This window comes from Variovorax sp. PBL-H6 (genome assembly GCF_901827155.1).
In the GTDB taxonomy this organism is placed as follows: Bacteria; Pseudomonadota; Gammaproteobacteria; order Burkholderiales; family Burkholderiaceae_C; genus Variovorax.
In genome coordinates this window covers 1751457-1766375 of record NZ_LR594659.1, presented here as the reverse complement: position 1 = coordinate 1766375, position 14919 = coordinate 1751457, and the positions used below count along the sequence as shown (strand labels likewise).

Sequence of the window (14919 nt, the reverse complement as noted above, 5' to 3'; positions counted from 1 at the left end):
GGCTGACGGCCGCGCGCTCACGGCGCGTCAGTGGGTGCGAGGCGCACCGCTCAGGCTCTCCCCACGCGCCTGCGCCAGTTCCTGCACCGCCATCCCCAGCGCCCTGATGCCCGCTGCAATCTGCGACGCCGCGATCGACGACAGCCGCAGCCGGAAGAACGGACACGGATAAGGCGGCTTCGCAAAGAACACATCCCCCGCCTCGATCAACACCCCGTGGCTGCGCGCCATCAGCGCCAGCTCGGCCGAATCGACCCACGACGGCGCCTGCACCCAGATGGAGGCGCCCCCCGAGGGCAGCGTGAACTCGAAGTCCGGCAGATGCTCGCGCAGCGCCTGCGCCGCCAGCGCAAGCCGCTCCTGCATCGCATGGTTGACGCGCCGCGCATGCGACTCGTGATGCCCGAGCGAGAGGAACAACGCATAGGCATGCTGCAGGAACGCACTCGGATGCCGCACCATTGCATGCCGGATCACCCGCAGCTCCTTGATCAGCGCGCGCGGCGCCACGATGAAGCCCAGCCGCAGCGCCGGCGACAGGCTCTTGGACACCGAGCCCACGTAGATCACCCGCCCCGTCTTGTCCAGGCTCTTGAGCGCGGGCATCGGCGTGCCCTCGTACAGGTTTTCCGCCTCGTAGTCGTCCTCGATGATCACGAAGTCCTGCAGCTCGGCCTTGCGCAGCAGCCACTGGCGACGCTCCAGGCTCAGCGTGGCGGTGGTGGGGCTCTGGTGCGAGGGCGTGCAGAACAGGTAGTCGGCGGCCGGCAGCGCATCGACGACCAGGCCCTCTTCATCGACATCGATCTCGACCCACTTCGGGTTGCGCATCGCGAAGCTGTTGCGCGCATGCGGATGGCCGGGCTCCTCCAGGCCGACGCGGGTGTGCTCGTCGAACAGCGCCTCGGCCAGCAGGTAGCAGGCGTGCTGGGCGCCGAGGGTGACGAGGATCTCCTCCTTCAGCGCGAACACGCCGCGCCGGGGCAGCAGGCGCGTGCGGATCTGCTCGATCAGGTCGGGCACGTCGTCGGTCTCGAAGTCCGGCGTCCAGTTCGGCAGCTGAGAGCGCGCCAGGCTGCGCGCGCAGCATTCCCGGAAGTCCTCGGTGGGAAAGAGCTGCGGATCGTAGGTGCCGTAGACAAAGGGGTACGGGTAGTCGCGCCAGCGGTCGGGCTTGGAGAGCGTGGGCCGGTCGACCTGCGAGCGCAGCACCCGCGCCGCCCACTCCGGCGGCTGGCCCGACTGGCCATTGCGGCCCACCAGCGGCTCGGCCAGCGCTGCGGTGAGCGGCCGCGCGTTGTGCGCCACGAAGACACCGCTGCGCGGACGCGCTTCGAGGAAGCCCTCGTCCATCAACTGGAGGTAGGCCGAGGTCACGGTGTTGCGGCTCAGGCCCAGCAGGGCCGCCAGCTCGCGCGAGGAGGGCAACGGTGCACCGGGACTCAGCCGGTCCTCGAGGATGGCCTGCACCACGGCCGCGCGAAGGCGGCCCTGCAGCGGAAGGCCGGGTTGCTCGGGCAGCACGAACAGCTGCGCCCACTGGATCGATCGGGGGTTGGACATGGTGCGCAAAGTTTAGGCCGTCCGCGCCCACTGGCTCGGTCGAATCCCCGCATCTGGCCCTATCGCGCGGCGCGCCGGCTCTCTACGCTTGCGCACATCGACAAGACAGGAGTCCCGCGTGACCGCAGCAGCATCGCCCGCCCCCGTGACCATCGCCACCCTGGAGGCCTTCAGCGAGGCCTGGAACCGCCACGACATCGAGGCCCTGATGAGCTTCATGCATGAAGACTGCGTGTTCCAGACTGCCGCCGGCCCCGACGCCTGCGGCACCCGCCACAGCGGCACGGCGGCAGTGCGCAAGGCCTTTGCCGCGGCCTGGGAGGCGGTGCCCGATGCGCAGTGGCGCAACGGCCGGCATTTCGTGGCCGGCGACTTCGGCACCTCGCTGTGGACGTTCACCGGCACCGCGGCCGACGGCAGCCGCATCGAGACCGACGGCATCGATGTCTTCGGCTTCAAGGACGGCAAGATCGCGCTCAAGAACGTGTTCCGCAAGACGCGGCCGAACCTGCCTGCGGCCAAGTAGTTCCTTGTTCCGGGAAACGCCATGACGATCACCGCAGGCACCGCGCACTTCTCCACGGGCGGCCGGGCAGCGCCCGCGCCCAAGCCCTACGACCCGCGCTACGACCCGCTGGTCGCGCCCGACCCCGGGGCAGGCCGCGCCTACGCGCCCACCTGGTGGGTGGCCAGCGCAGGCACGCCGCCCGAGGACGACGGGCCGGTGCTGCGCGACATCGACGTGGACGTGGCCATCATCGGCTCCGGCGCCACCGGCATGTCCACCGCGCTCTACCTGGCACAGGAGCACGGCATCAAGGCCACGGTGCTGGAAGCCAACCAGGCCTCCTGGGGCTGCTCCAGCCGCAGCGGCGGCCAGGGGCAGAACGCGAGCGGCCGGCTCAAGCGCTCGCAGTGGATCCAGCGCTGGGGCCTGGACACGGCGCGGCGCCTCGACGCCGAGATCCGCGCCGGCTTCGAGAACTTCAGGCACCTCACGACGCAGATCGACTGCGATGCCTACGACGGAGGCCATCTCTACCTGGCCCACAGGCCGGAGAAGCTCGCCGGCCTGGAGGCCGAGGCGCGCCTGATGCGCGAGCAGTTCGGCTACGACACGCGCATGATCAGCGCCGAGGAAGTGCGGCGCGACTTCTGCGACGAGCGCGAGGCCGTGGGCGCGCTCTTCGAATCCGAGGGCGTCGGCATCCATCCGCTCAAGTTCACGTTCGGGCTGATGCGCAAGGCGCGCGCGCTGGGCGTGAAGGTCCACACCTCGAGCCCGGTGCAGGGCTGGCAGACCATCGACGGCGTGCACCACCTGCGCACCCCCGGCGGCATCGTGCGCGCGCGGCGCGTGGCGGTGTGCACCGGCGGCTACACCGGGCAGGCGCTCTCGCCGCTGCTGAAGAACAAGATCATGCCGATCCTGTCGAACTCGGTGGTCACCCGTCCGCTGACGGACGCCGAGCTCCAGGCCACCAACTTCAAGTCGCTCACCTTCCTGACCGACACGCGCACGCTGCGCTTCTACTACCGGCTGCTCAAGGGCAACCGGCTGCAACTGGGCAGCCGCAGTTCGGTGAGCGGCGCCGACGCCGAGGACCCGGTGCACCTGAAGCTGCTCACCGACGCGATCGCGCGCAAGTTCCCGCCGCTGGCCGGCATCCAGATCGACTATTCGTGGTGGGGCTGGGTGGACGTGAGCCACGACATGATGCCGCGCATCACGCAGCCGGAGGCCGACAAGAAGGTCTGGTACGCCGTGGGCTACGGCGGCAACGGCGTCTCGTTCTCGACCTGGGCCGGCAAGCGCCTGGCCGAGCGCGTGGCCGGGCAGGACGCGGGTCGCGACGTGTTCGAGCTGCCGATCTACCGCTCGCCCCTGCCTTTTCCCAACGTGCTGGGGCTGGTGGAGTCGCCGGTGTTCGCGCCCTTCAGGCGGATGGGCCAGCGGGTGCTCTACAAGTGGTACTGGCTGCAGGACGAGAAGTAGCGGCGCCTGTTCAGTACTCGTAGCGCCTGTTGCGCCGCCTGAGCGCAAGCCAGCACAGCCCGATCGTGCCGGCAAGGATCAACACCTTGCGTGCCGCGCCCGCGGGGTTGTGCCGCAGCTCGGCGCGCCCGCCCATCTCGGCATAGAGCCGCGGCACGTGGCCGCGCGACAAGTCGTCGACCAGGCCTTCTCCGACATCGACCCGGTCGGCGAAGAGCAGCAGCAGCCAATGGCGCAAGTCGTTCTCGCTGTGCTTGAAGGCCAGCCGGCGCAAATGGCCGCTCAGGCCCTTCGGCGGCAGCGTGGTGCCGAAGACGGACGTGATGCCCGGCCGCTCGGTCGAATGCAGCACCTCGACATGGCGCTGCTGCTGCTCGGGGTGGTCCCAGTGCACGCCTTCCAGCCGGGGCGGCTTGCGCTCGCGCGGGTAGGCGGGGCGGTTGGCGTGGTCCAGGTCGGCGCCCCATCCCTGGATATGCGCGTACTTTTCGGGCGTTGTCATGTGGGCTCCTTTCTTCGCCGGCTCATTGCGGCGCGCCTGGCGGGATCAGCACCGTCTTGATGCAGCCATCGAGCTTGCTGGAGAAGAGGTGATAGGCATCCGCCACCTCCTCCAGCGGCATTCGGTGGGTGATGATCTTGTGCGGCTGGATGCGGCCTGCCTGGATGTGCTCGATGAGCCGCGGCAGGTGGCGCTTGACGCTCGCCTGGTTCATGCGCAGCGTCAGCCCCTTGTTGACCGCATTGCCGATCGGCACGAAGTTGAAGGTGGGGCCGTACACGCCGACGATCGACACGACGCCGCCCTTGCGCACCGAGTTGATGGCCCAGTGCAGCACGGTGGCCGCGCCGGCCTGGAGCTTCAGCTTCACGCCGGTGAGCCGCTGAAGGAAGTTGCCTGCGGCCTCGCAACCCACGCAATCGATGCAGACGTCCGCGCCCAGCCCATCGGTCATTTTCTTGATGTGGATCGCCATGTCGCCCACACTGAGGAAGTTCAAGGTCTCGCACTGGGCAAAGTTCTTGACGAAGTCCAGCCGATAGTCGAGGCAGTCGACCACGATCACCCGGCCCGCCCCCAGAAGCCATGCGGACTTGGCCGCAAAGATGCCGACCGGCCCCGCACCGAACACGACCACCGTGTCGCCCTCCTCGATCTCGCCCATCTCCGCCGCCTGGTAGCCGGTAGGGAAGGCGTCGGTGAGCATGACGGCGTCCTCCAGCAGCATGTCGTCCGGAATGCGCGTCGGGCCCACGTCGGCCATGGGCACGCGCACGTACTCGGCCTGCCCTCCGTCGTAGCCCCCGGTCGTGTGCGAATAGCCGTAGATGCCGCCGACAGCAGTCGCCTCGGGGTTCGTGTCGTGGCAGTTGCTGTAGAGCTCGCGCTGGCAGAAGTAGCAAGTGCCGCAGAAGATGTTGAAGGGCACGAGCACCCGGTCGCCCACCTTCAGGTTGCGCACCGAACTGCCGACGTCGGCGACAGTGCCGATGAATTCATGTCCGAAGGTGGTGCCCACGCGCGTGTCGGGCACGAGCCCGTGGTAGAGGTGCAGGTCCGAACCGCAGATGCAGGAGCGCGTCACCTGCACGATGGCGTCGTTGGGATGCTCGATCACCGGGTCGGGTTTGTGGACGGCCCGGATGCGGTAGGGGCCTCGGTAGTCCATGGCTAGCATTGCTTTTGTCCTTTCGATCCATGATGTGCTGCAAGGTGGATGAGGGGGCCGCCGCGCTCGCGTTCGAGGCCTGCGGATCGACAGGTTGGCCGCGTCCCGCGCCGGGTGCGTAGGTGATCTGCTGGCTTCGCTGGCGCCGAGCGCCTACAGCGACACGCTTCGGCCCCGGTCGGCGTGCCAGCTTGGGGCGCGTGCCTCCCGCTGGTGCAACCCCGGGCAAACCCGCAAATTCTGGCTCTGCATTTCGCAGCGCCGTGGCTCTTCGCTGCGGGGCTTCATTTGCCTATGGTCGACCCTTGGCCAGCAACGGCCGATCGCACCTTCCCGCCGAACACCACGAGGTCACGCATGCCCCCCTTTCCGTTCACTCGCCGCGCCGTCCTGCTGAGCTCTGCCCTGGCCGCCACCAGCGCCCTCGTCGCGCTGCCTGCCATCGCCGACGAAGCCCCCAAGCGTGGCGGTACGCTGGTGCTGGGCAGCACCCAGATCCCCCGGCACCTGAACGGCGCGGTGCAGTCGGGCATCGCGACCGCCATGCCTTCGACCCAGATCTTCGCCAGCCCGCTGCGCTTCGACGACAAATGGAATCCGCAGCCCTACCTGGCCGAGTCGTGGAAGCTGGCCGAGGACGGCAAGTCGCTCACGCTCAACCTGCGCAAGAATGCGGTGTTCCACGACGGCAAGCCCGTGACTTCGGCCGACGTGGCCTTTTCGGTCATGGCGATCAAGGCCAACCACCCCTTCACCACCATGATGGGCCCGGTGGAAAAGGTGGACACCCCCGACCCGCACACCGCCATCATCCGCATGAGCGCGCCGCACCCGGCGATCGTCCTGGCGATGTCGCCTGCCCTGTGCCCCATCCTGCCCAAGCACATCTACGGCGACGGGCAGGACCTCAAGAGCCACCCACGCAACAGCACCGACGTGGTCGGCTCGGGGCCCTTCAAGCTGGCCGAGTTCAAGACGGGCCAGCGCATCGTAATGGAGCGCTTCGACAAGTTCTTCCTGCCGGGCAAGCCTTACCTCGACAAGGTCATCGTCAACATCACGCCCGACATGTCGAGCCTCATGCTGGGCCTGGAGCGCGGCGACATGCAGATGCTGCCCTTCGCGAGCGTGCCCACCGACCTCAAGCGCCTGGCGAACAACCCGCAGGTCACGCTCACGCCCAAGGGCTACGAGGGCATCGGCGCGCTCAACTGGCTGGCCTTCAACCTCACGAGGAAGCCGCTGTCGGACGTGCAGGTGCGCAAGGCCATTGCCAGCGCCATCGACAAGAACTTCATCACCAAGGCCCTGATGGGCGGCTTCGCGACGCCGGCCGACGGCCCGATCGTGGCAAGCAGCCCCTTCGCCGTGCCGGACCTGGTGCGCTACCCGGTCGACCTGAAGAAGGCCGCCGAGATGCTGGACGCCGCAGGCTACAAGGCCGGCGCCAACGGCGAGCGCTTCAAGCTCACCATCGACTACCTGCCCGGGGCCGACGACCAGCAGAAGACGGTGGCCGAGTACATCCGCGGCCAGCTCAAGAAGATCGGCATCGCGGTCGAGGTGCGCGCCTCGGCCGACTTCCCGGCCTGGGCCAAGCGCATGGCGTCGCACGACTTCGACATGTCGATGGACCTCGTCTTCAACTGGGGCGACCCGATCATCGGCGTGCACCGCACCTATCTCTCGACCAACATCAAGCCGGTGGTCTGGACCAACACGCAGTCCTACAGCAACCCGAAGGTGGACGAGCTGCTCGAAACGGCCGGCGGCATCATCGACCCGACCAAGCGCAAGGCCTACTACGCCACCTTCGAGAAGATCGTGACCGACGAGCTGCCCATCGTCTTCATCAACCAGGTGCCGTATCACACGGTGGCGAGCAAGAAGCTGGGGAACGTGCCGGCCACCATCTGGGGCCCGATGTCGCCCTACGACGAGGTTTACTTCAAGTAGGCGGGAGCGACGACCATGCCGCGCTATATCGCATCGCGCCTGCTGCAGGGCCTCGCCCTGGTGCTGGCGGTCGTGATCCTCAACTTCGTGCTGGTGCACGCAGCGCCCGGCGATCCGGTGGAGACCATCGCCGGCGCCAGCGGCGGCATGTCGCCCGAGATGATGGCGCAGCTGCGCACGCAGTACGGGCTCGATCGCCCGCTGCCGGTGCAGCTGGGCGTCTACCTCGGCAAGGTGCTGCAGGGCGACCTCGGCTATTCCTACTTCTTCAACCTCCCCGTCATCGAGCTGATCGCCGAGCGGGTGCCGGCCACGCTGCTGCTGGTGCTCAGCTCGGTGCTGCTGGCCTTCGTGGTCGGCACGGCGCTGGGCGTGCTCTCTTCGCGCAAGCCCAACGGCGTGCTCTCGCAGTTCATCACCGTGCTGTCGATGGTGGGCTTCGCGGCGCCGGTGTTCTGGGTCGGGATCATGCTGGTGATCCTGTTCGCTTCCATCGTGCCCATCCTGCCGGTGGCGGGCATGCGCTCGGCCGACAGCTCGGGCGGCGGGATCGCCGACGTGCTCGACGTGCTGCATCACCTGGTGCTGCCGACGGTCACGCTCGGCCTGGTCTACCTCGCGCAGTACAGCCGGCTCGCACGCTCCTCGATGTTGGACGTGCTGGGCGCGGACTTCATCCGCACCGCGCGCGCCAAGGGCCTGGCCGAGCGCGTGGTGCTCTACAAGCATGCCCTGCGCAACGCGCTGCTCCCGGTGGTGACGGTGCTGGGCCTGCAGTTCGGCAACGTGCTGGCCGGCGCGATCCTGGTCGAGACGGTGTTCAACTGGCCGGGCCTCGGCCGCCTCGCCTTCGACTCGGTGCTGCGCCGCGACTACCCGACCATCCTTGGCGTGCTGCTGTTCTCTTCGATCGTGGTCATCGTGATGAACCAGCTCACCGACCTGTGCTATCGGCTCATCGATCCGCGGATCAAATCCTCATGAACAAGAGCGCTACCCTGCCTTCTGCAACTGCGGCAATGCCGGTTGCCCGCCCTGCGCCCAAGGTCGAGCATCCCGGTGCCGAGGCGCTGCGCATGTTCCTGCGCAACCCCTCGGCCATCGCCGGCATGGCGATGCTGCTGCTGATCCTGCTGGTCGCGATCGCCGGCCCGTGGATCTACCCCGCCGATCCCTTCGAGATCCGCTCCGCCCCGCTCACCCCGCCCTTCAGCGAAGACGCCTGGCTGGGCAGCGACTACCTCGGCCGCGACGTCCTGACCACGCTGGTCTACGGCGGCCGGGCCACCCTGCTGGTGGGCGCGGTGGCGGCGCTGCTGTCGGTCGCCATCGGCATCACGCTGGGCGCCTTCGCGGGCTACTACGGCGGCAAGGTCGATGCCGCGCTGATGCGGGTGACCGAGTTCTTCCAGGTGCTGCCCGCCCTGCTCTTCGCGATGGTGGTGGTGACGCTGTTCTCGCCTTCGCTGGTCACGGTCACGCTGGCCATCGGCATCGTGAGCTGGACCGGCACTGCGCGGCTCACGCGCGCCGAGTTCCTCAAGTTCCGGAGCCTGGAGTTCGTGCGCGCGGAGCGCGCCATCGGCGCCGGCAACGCCCGCATCATCTGGAAGGTGATCCTGCCCAACGCGCTGCCGCCGCTGGTGGTGTCGGCCACGCTCGCGGTGGGCGCGGCCATCCTGTTCGAGGCCGGGCTGTCCTTCCTGGGCCTGGGCGATCCCAACCAGATGAGCTGGGGCCTGATGATCGGATCGAGCCGGCAGTACGTGCTGTCCTGCTGGTGGGCGGTGGCCTTTCCCGGCGCCGCCATCTTCCTCACCGTGCTCGCCGTCAGCCTGATCGGCGACGGCCTCAACGATGCACTCAACCCCAAGCTGAGAGAGCGTTGACCATGCCTGCGCCTTCTTCCAATCAGCCCCTGCTGCGCGTGCAGGACCTGCACGTCGAGTTCCGGACCCGCCGCGGCCAGGCCCAGGTGCTCAACGGCGTGGACTTCGAGATCCGCGGCGGCGAGACGCTTTGCGTGGTCGGCGAGTCCGGCTGCGGCAAGAGCATGACGGCGCTCGCCCTGCTGCGCCTCATCCCCTCCCCGCCCGGCCGCATCAGCGCTGGACGCGTCCTGTTCCAGGACGAGGACCTGCTCAAGGCCGGCGAGGCGCGCATGCGCGAGGTGCGCGGCAACCGCATCTCGATGATCTTCCAGGAGCCCATGACCTCGCTGAACCCGGTGTTCACCGTGGGCGACCAGATCGCCGAGTCGCTGCAGCTGCATGCCGGAATGAACGCCCAGGCGGCGCGGCTGCGCGCCATCGAGATGCTGCGGCAGGTTGGCATTCCTGCGCCCGAGCGGCGCGTCGACGAGTATCCGCACCAGCTTTCAGGCGGCATGCGCCAGCGCGTGATGATCGCGATGGCCCTGGCCTGCCGGCCCGATATCCTGATCGCCGACGAGCCCACCACCGCGCTCGATGTGACGGTGCAGGCGCAGATCTTCGACCTGCTGCGCGAGCTGCAGCGCGAGAAGGGCACGGCCATCCTGCTCATCACCCACGACATGGGCGCGGTGGCCGAGATGGCTGATCGTGTGATGGTGATGTATGCCGGCCGTGTCATCGAGCAAGGCACCGCTGCGCAGGTGCTCGGCGAGCCGGGCCATCCCTACACCCGCGGCTTGATCGAATGCCTGCCCGAGCTCGGCAGCAGCACCATCGGCGAGGACCGCGAGGCGCTTCCCGAGATCGCCGGCATGGTGCCATCGATCTGGGAGCTCGGGAGCGGATGCGCCTTTCGGGAGCGCTGTCCGCATGCGATGGAACGCTGCGCGACCGAGGTGCCGCCGATGTTCGAGCTGCCGAGCGCGTTCGTTCCGCTGCATGCGGCGATGCCGCATGGCGCGGCGTGCTGGCTGCATGCGGCGCCGCAGCCGCACAAGCTGAGGGAGGCGGCTTGAGGCATCTTGTTTCGTTGTTGCTTTGGGCTTGGGTTGAGGCTGGAGCCGGGACGATGCCCCGGCTCCAGCCTCAACACAACAGCAATGTACGAATCGACCGCCCAGTGCCCTCACCCCAGCCCTCTCCCGGAGGGAGAGGGAGAGGGAGCAAAACAAGCACACCAGTCGCAATGACAAGCGCCAGGGAGACTACCCAATGACCTTCATGGACACCGACACCCTGCTGTCAGTCAACGACCTCAAGGTCCACTTCCCGCGCGGCAAGCCCGCCTGGGGCCGCCCCGCCGAAGTCGTCAAGGCCGTGGACGGCGTGTCCTTCCAGGTCCGCCGCGGCAGCACCCTCGCCGTGGTGGGCGAATCCGGCTCCGGCAAGACCACCACCGCGCTCGCGGTCATGCGGCTCGCCCCGATCACCGGCGGCCATGTGCAGCTGGGCGACACCCAGCTCGGCGCACTCGAGGGCGCAGCGTTGCGCAGGGCACGCTCGCGCATGCAGATCATCTTCCAGGACCCCTTCTCCTCCCTGAATCCACGCGAGCGCGCAGGTGCCGCGGTGCGCGCGCCCCTGGACCTGATGAAGATCGGCACGCCAGCCGAGCGCACGCAGCGCGTCGCCGAGCTCTTCGAGGCGGTGGGCCTGAGGCCCGAGCAGCAGCAGCTCTTCCCGCACCAGTTCTCGGGCGGGCAGCGCCAACGCATCAACATCGCGCGCGCCCTGGCCACCAACCCTGAGTTGGTGGTGTGCGACGAACCGGTGTCGGCGCTCGACATCGCCATCCGCGCGCAGATCCTCAACCTGCTGGCCCGGCTGCAGCGCGAGCTGGGCCTGACCTACCTCTTCATCTCGCACGACATGGCCGTGGTGGAGCACATCTGCGACGACATCGCGGTGATGTACCTGGGCCAGATCGTGGAACGCGCGCCGCGCCGCGCCTTCTTCACGCGTCCGCTGCATCCCTACAGCGTGGCGCTGATGTCGGCGGTGCCGACGGTCAGCGGCGGGCGCCGGCGCGCAGCGCAGCGCATCAAGCTCACCGGCGATCCGCCCAGCCCGATCGACCCGCCAGCGGGCTGCCGCTTCGCCGGCCGCTGCCCGGTGGCGGAGCCGGCCTGCACGGCCGAACTGCCGCCGCTGCGCGAAGTCGCGCCGGACCACTGGGTGCGCTGCCGGCGCGTCGAGATCCTGCAGGGCCAGCCGCAGCCACCGCTTCGAATGCAGCCCGCCTGAACACCGGCATGACACGCTTCTCTTCCCATTTCTCGCCAGGTACTTCTTCATGAGCGCCACCACCGTCTACCCCGCCCGCAAGATCATCACGATGAACCCGATGCAGCCCGTCGCCACGCACGTCGCGGTGCGCGACGGCCGGGTGCTCGCGGTCGGCACGCTCGCGGACATGCAGGCGTGGGGCACATTCACGCTGGACGAACGCTTCGCCGACAAGGTGCTGATGCCCGGCCTGGTCGAGGGCCACTGCCACCTGAAGGAAGGCAGCATGTGGGACTGGACGTACCTCGGCTGGTTCGACCGCCGCGACCCGGAAGGCAAGACCTGGAGCGGCCTGCGCTCGATGGACGCCGTGGTCCAGCGGCTCGCCGAGGTCGAGGCGCAGATGAACGCGGCCGGCCGGCCCGCCACCGAACCGCTGATCGCCTGGGGCTTCGACCCCATCTATTTCGGCGGCGAGCGCATGACGGTCGAACACGTGGACCGCGCGAGCAGCACGCGTCCGATCGTCATCGGCCATGCCAATGGCCATCTGATGAACGTCAACACGGCCATGCTGCGGCTGGCCGAGATCACGCGCGACAACGAGGTCGAAGGCGTGGTCAAGTTCGCGGGCGGCGAAATGGCCGGCGAGCCTACCGGAGAGCTGCAGGAACCCGCAGCGATGTTCCTGGTGCTGCGCAAGATCGGCAACGCCGGCCTGCTGGCGCCGATGACGGCGGAGGGCGTTCGCTCCTTCGCGCGGCTGGCCTGCATGCAGGGCGTGACCACCGCCACCGACCTGGTCAACAAGCTGACCGAGGAAGACTGCGGTGTGCTCGAAGCGGTGACGGGAGACGACGGCTTCGGCGTGCGCATCCTGCCCGCCTTCCAGGCCTTTCACGGCACGCACGGCGCGGCCCTGGGCGCCGAACACGTGAAGGGCCTGGTGCCGCGCAACACCGACCGCCTGCGCTACGGCCTCGTGAAGATGATGCTGGACGGCTCCATCCAGGGCTTCTCGGCGCGGCTGCGCTGGCCCGGCCACTTCAACGGCGCGCCGAATGGCATCTGGGTCACGGCGCCGGCGCAGTACGAGGCCGACTTCGAGGCCTACCATCGCGCCGGCCTCACCATCCACACGCACACCAACGGCGACGAGGCCAGCGAGGTGGCCATCGACGCCATCGAGCGCGTGCTCGCCCGTGCGCAGCGGCCCGATCACCGCCACACGCTGCAGCACGGCCAGATGATCGACGCGCCGCTGTTCCGCCGCATGGCCGCGCTCGGCCTGTGCGCCAACCTCTTCACCAACCACATCTGGTACTGGGGCGACCAGCACTACGAGATGACCATGGGCCCGGATCGCGCCAACCGGCTCGACGCCTGCGGCAGCGCGCTCGCCGCCGGCGTGCCGCTGGCCATCCATTCCGACGCACCGGTGACGCCGCTCGGGCCGCTCTTCACCGCCTGGTGCGCCGTCAACCGCGTCACACCCAAGGGCCGCGTGCTCGGCGAAGCCGAGCGTATCGGCGTGCCGCAGGCGCTGCGCGCCATCACCCTCGGCGCTGCCTGGACGCTGAAGCTCGACGACGAGATCGGCAGCATCGAATGCGGCAAGCGCGCGGACTTCTGCGTGCTGGAAGAAGACCCGCTGGCGGTCGATCCCATGAAGCTCAAGGACGTGCGTGTATGGGGCACGGTGCTGTCGGGCCGCGTGTTCGAGGCACGCCGGAGCTAGTGTGAAGCCGCGCCTGCCGCTCACCGTCATCGGTGGCTTTCTTGGCGCCGGCAAGACGACGCTTGTCAACCGCTGGCTGCGCGAGGCCGAGGGCCAGCGCATCGCGGTGCTGGTCAACGACTTCGGCGCGCTCAACATCGACGCCGCGCTGATCGCCGGCGCGCGCGGAGACACCATCGCGCTCACCAACGGCTGCGTGTGCTGCCAGATCGGGGACGATCTCTCGCGTGCGCTGATCGAGGTGCTTGAATCGGGCACGCGCTTCGATGCAGTGGTGATCGAGGCGAGCGGCGTGTCCGACCCCTGGCGCATTGCGCAGCTGGGGATGGCGGCACCGGAACTCGCGCTGGAGGGCGTGATCGTGCTGGTCGATGCGGCCGCCGCGACGGCGCAGGCGCGCGATCCGCTGCTCGCCGATACGCTGGAACGCCAGCTCAAGGCGGCCGACCTGGTGGTGATCAACAAGGTCGACAGCGTGACGGAAGACGAGCTGGCGCGGGTGCGCGAATGGGTGACGTCCGTCGCCGGCCGCACGCCGCAGTACGAGACTTCGCAGTCGAGTCTTCCGAGGGTGTTGCGCGAAGGCTTGTCGCTACCCGCGACGCGCACGTCCGGAGGTTGCGCGGATGCGAGCTGTCTTGACGAGAATCATGCGGACCACGATCACGCAGCGCACGACCACGGGGAACTATTCGACACCTGGTCCTGCCGGCCGGCGCAGATCTTCGATGCGGATGCGCTGCGCGCCTGGCTGCGCGACACGCCGCCCGGGTTGCTGCGCCTCAAGGGCGTGCTGCGCACCGGCGAGGCCGGGTGGTCGGAGATCCAGTTCGCGGGCCGGCACGGCACGCTGCGCAAGGCCGACGCGCCGTCGGATGGCGCGGCCGTGGTGGCGATCGGCTTGCGGGGGCGCTTGCCGGTTGCGGCGCTCGAGGCGGCTTTTGCCGCAGGGTCAAACTGAGGACCGCAGGCAATCCGAGTTGCAGGGATTCTTGAGCGATCGGCGCGCGTAGTAGCCGAAGGCGACCGAGTTCCGCGTCGGCCGCAGGATCCAGTCATGCGCTTCGGCGCCGAGCGCGGGATCGATGGGCTTGATGCTGCCTGCGGCACTGGCCAGCAGTTGCATGCGCGCGGCGCGCTCGAAGGCGATGGCCAGTACGCAGGCCTGCTCCACGGTCTCGCCAGCGATCAGCAGGCCATGGTGAGAGAGCATGAGCGCGCGCTTGCTCCCCAAGGCTGCGGCAATGAACTCGCCCTCCTCGTTGCCCACCGGAACGCCTGGCCACTGCGCGACGAACGCGACATCGTCGTAGAGCACACAGTTGTCCATGTGCGAGACCTGCAACGGCTGCTCCAGCATTCCCAGCGCCGCGGCATGGACGGCGTGCGTGTGGATGATGCAGGCGACGTCCGGCCGCGCCCGATACACCCATGAATGGAATCGATTGGCGGGATTCGGCATGCCGTCGCCCTCGAGGACGTTCAGATCCTCGTCGACCAGCAGCAGGTTGTCCTCGCTGATCTCGTCGAATCCCAGGCCAAGCCGCTGGGTGAGGAACTGGCCCGGCGTGCCGGTGCGGCCGGTGATCTGTCCGGCCAGGCCCGAGTCATGCCCATTGTCGTAAAGGATCCTGCAGGTCAGCGCGAGCTTCTGCCGCAGCGAGTAGCCGCTGTCCTTGAAATGGCTGTCCATGCGGCTGGTGGACTCGGAGACAAGCGTGGCCTTGTCCAGTTCAAAGGTGTTCTGAGCAGGCTTCATGGGGGCGGGGTGATGTCCGTGGTGCGTGTCGGGATGGCTCGGCGGCAAGGTGAAGGCACGGGCAGCAGGCGCTGCCG

General features: G+C 68.5%; 13 protein-coding genes. 9 read left to right on the top strand and 4 right to left on the bottom strand.

Annotated features, from left to right (window positions below):
• Positions 1-27 precede the first annotated feature (27 nt).
• Positions 28-1563 carry a MocR-like pyridoxine biosynthesis transcription factor PdxR gene (gene pdxR / locus G3W89_RS08425; protein WP_162573651.1) on the bottom strand — a complete coding sequence of 512 codons (1536 nt, stop codon included), beginning with the start codon at positions 1561-1563 and terminating at the stop codon, positions 28-30.
• A gap of 118 nt (positions 1564-1681) precedes the next feature.
• Between pdxR and G3W89_RS08420 the strand changes: the two genes are divergently transcribed.
• On the top strand, positions 1682-2089 hold the full coding sequence (locus G3W89_RS08420) for a nuclear transport factor 2 family protein (RefSeq protein ID WP_162573650.1): 408 nt from the start codon (positions 1682-1684) through the stop codon (positions 2087-2089).
• Positions 2090-2110: 21 nt separating this feature from the next.
• Entirely contained in the window at positions 2111-3559 is a 1449-nt protein-coding gene (locus tag G3W89_RS08415) for an NAD(P)/FAD-dependent oxidoreductase (protein ID WP_162573649.1), read from the top strand.
• A 10-nt stretch (positions 3560-3569) separates the two neighbouring features.
• Here the strand turns inward: G3W89_RS08415 and G3W89_RS08410 are convergent, their stop codons facing one another.
• The gene (locus G3W89_RS08410; RefSeq protein WP_162573648.1) at positions 3570-4061 is read right to left on the bottom strand and encodes a hypothetical protein; all 492 of its coding nucleotides are present in this window, start codon (positions 4059-4061) and stop codon (positions 3570-3572) included.
• Between the two features lie 22 nt (positions 4062-4083).
• The gene (locus G3W89_RS08405) at positions 4084-5238 is read right to left on the bottom strand and encodes a zinc-dependent alcohol dehydrogenase (protein WP_162573647.1); all 1155 of its coding nucleotides are present in this window, start codon (positions 5236-5238) and stop codon (positions 4084-4086) included.
• Between the two features lie 348 nt (positions 5239-5586).
• On the opposite strand from G3W89_RS08405, the gene G3W89_RS08400 reads away from it, so the two are divergent.
• The 7 genes from G3W89_RS08400 (at position 5587) to G3W89_RS08370 (ending at position 14044) form a co-directional block, all read left to right on the top strand.
• Positions 5587-7185, top strand: coding sequence for an ABC transporter substrate-binding protein (locus tag G3W89_RS08400; protein ID WP_162573646.1), 1599 nt, complete (start codon positions 5587-5589; stop codon positions 7183-7185).
• Positions 7186-7200: 15 nt separating this feature from the next.
• Entirely contained in the window at positions 7201-8169 is a 969-nt protein-coding gene (locus G3W89_RS08395; protein ID WP_162573645.1) for an ABC transporter permease, read from the top strand.
• Positions 8170-8204: 35 nt separating this feature from the next.
• Positions 8205-9074: an ABC transporter permease gene (locus G3W89_RS08390; protein WP_232076798.1), complete on the top strand. Its 870-nt coding sequence runs from the start codon at positions 8205-8207 to the stop codon at positions 9072-9074.
• Between the two features lie 2 nt (positions 9075-9076).
• On the top strand, positions 9077-10135 hold the full coding sequence (locus G3W89_RS08385) for an ABC transporter ATP-binding protein (RefSeq protein ID WP_162573643.1): 1059 nt from the start codon (positions 9077-9079) through the stop codon (positions 10133-10135).
• A 196-nt stretch (positions 10136-10331) separates the two neighbouring features.
• Positions 10332-11363 carry an ABC transporter ATP-binding protein gene (locus G3W89_RS08380; RefSeq protein ID WP_162573642.1) on the top strand — a complete coding sequence of 344 codons (1032 nt, stop codon included), beginning with the start codon at positions 10332-10334 and terminating at the stop codon, positions 11361-11363.
• A gap of 49 nt (positions 11364-11412) precedes the next feature.
• Positions 11413-13083: an amidohydrolase gene (locus G3W89_RS08375; protein WP_162573641.1), complete on the top strand. Its 1671-nt coding sequence runs from the start codon at positions 11413-11415 to the stop codon at positions 13081-13083.
• Position 13084: 1 nt separating this feature from the next.
• On the top strand, positions 13085-14044 hold the full coding sequence (locus G3W89_RS08370) for a CobW family GTP-binding protein (protein ID WP_162573640.1): 960 nt from the start codon (positions 13085-13087) through the stop codon (positions 14042-14044).
• On the opposite strand, the gene G3W89_RS08365 is transcribed toward G3W89_RS08370, so the two are convergent.
• Positions 14036-14842, bottom strand: coding sequence for an aldolase (locus G3W89_RS08365; protein WP_162573639.1), 807 nt, complete (start codon positions 14840-14842; stop codon positions 14036-14038). The two genes, G3W89_RS08370 and G3W89_RS08365, sit on opposite strands and share 9 nt — an antisense overlap.
• Between the last annotated feature and the right edge of the window lie 77 nt (positions 14843-14919).

What these genes read in the sequence shown, in the direction of transcription:
- pdxR (WP_162573651.1), bottom strand. Translation starts at nt 1,563, where the DNA reads ATGTCCAACCCCCGATCGATCCAGTGGGCGCAGCTGTTCGTGCTGCCC.
- G3W89_RS08415 (WP_162573649.1), top strand. Translation starts at nt 2,111, where the DNA reads ATGACGATCACCGCAGGCACCGCGCACTTCTCCACGGGCGGCCGGGCA.
- G3W89_RS08410 (WP_162573648.1), bottom strand. Translation starts at nt 4,061, where the DNA reads ATGACAACGCCCGAAAAGTACGCGCATATCCAGGGATGGGGCGCCGAC.
- G3W89_RS08405 (WP_162573647.1), bottom strand. Translation starts at nt 5,238, where the DNA reads ATGCTAGCCATGGACTACCGAGGCCCCTACCGCATCCGGGCCGTCCAC.
- G3W89_RS08400 (WP_162573646.1), top strand. Translation starts at nt 5,587, where the DNA reads ATGCCCCCCTTTCCGTTCACTCGCCGCGCCGTCCTGCTGAGCTCTGCC.
- G3W89_RS08395 (WP_162573645.1), top strand. Translation starts at nt 7,201, where the DNA reads ATGCCGCGCTATATCGCATCGCGCCTGCTGCAGGGCCTCGCCCTGGTG.
- G3W89_RS08390 (WP_232076798.1), top strand. Translation starts at nt 8,205, where the DNA reads ATGCCGGTTGCCCGCCCTGCGCCCAAGGTCGAGCATCCCGGTGCCGAG.
- G3W89_RS08385 (WP_162573643.1), top strand. Translation starts at nt 9,077, where the DNA reads ATGCCTGCGCCTTCTTCCAATCAGCCCCTGCTGCGCGTGCAGGACCTG.
- G3W89_RS08380 (WP_162573642.1), top strand. Translation starts at nt 10,332, where the DNA reads ATGACCTTCATGGACACCGACACCCTGCTGTCAGTCAACGACCTCAAG.
- G3W89_RS08375 (WP_162573641.1), top strand. Translation starts at nt 11,413, where the DNA reads ATGAGCGCCACCACCGTCTACCCCGCCCGCAAGATCATCACGATGAAC.
- G3W89_RS08365 (WP_162573639.1), bottom strand. Translation starts at nt 14,842, where the DNA reads ATGAAGCCTGCTCAGAACACCTTTGAACTGGACAAGGCCACGCTTGTC.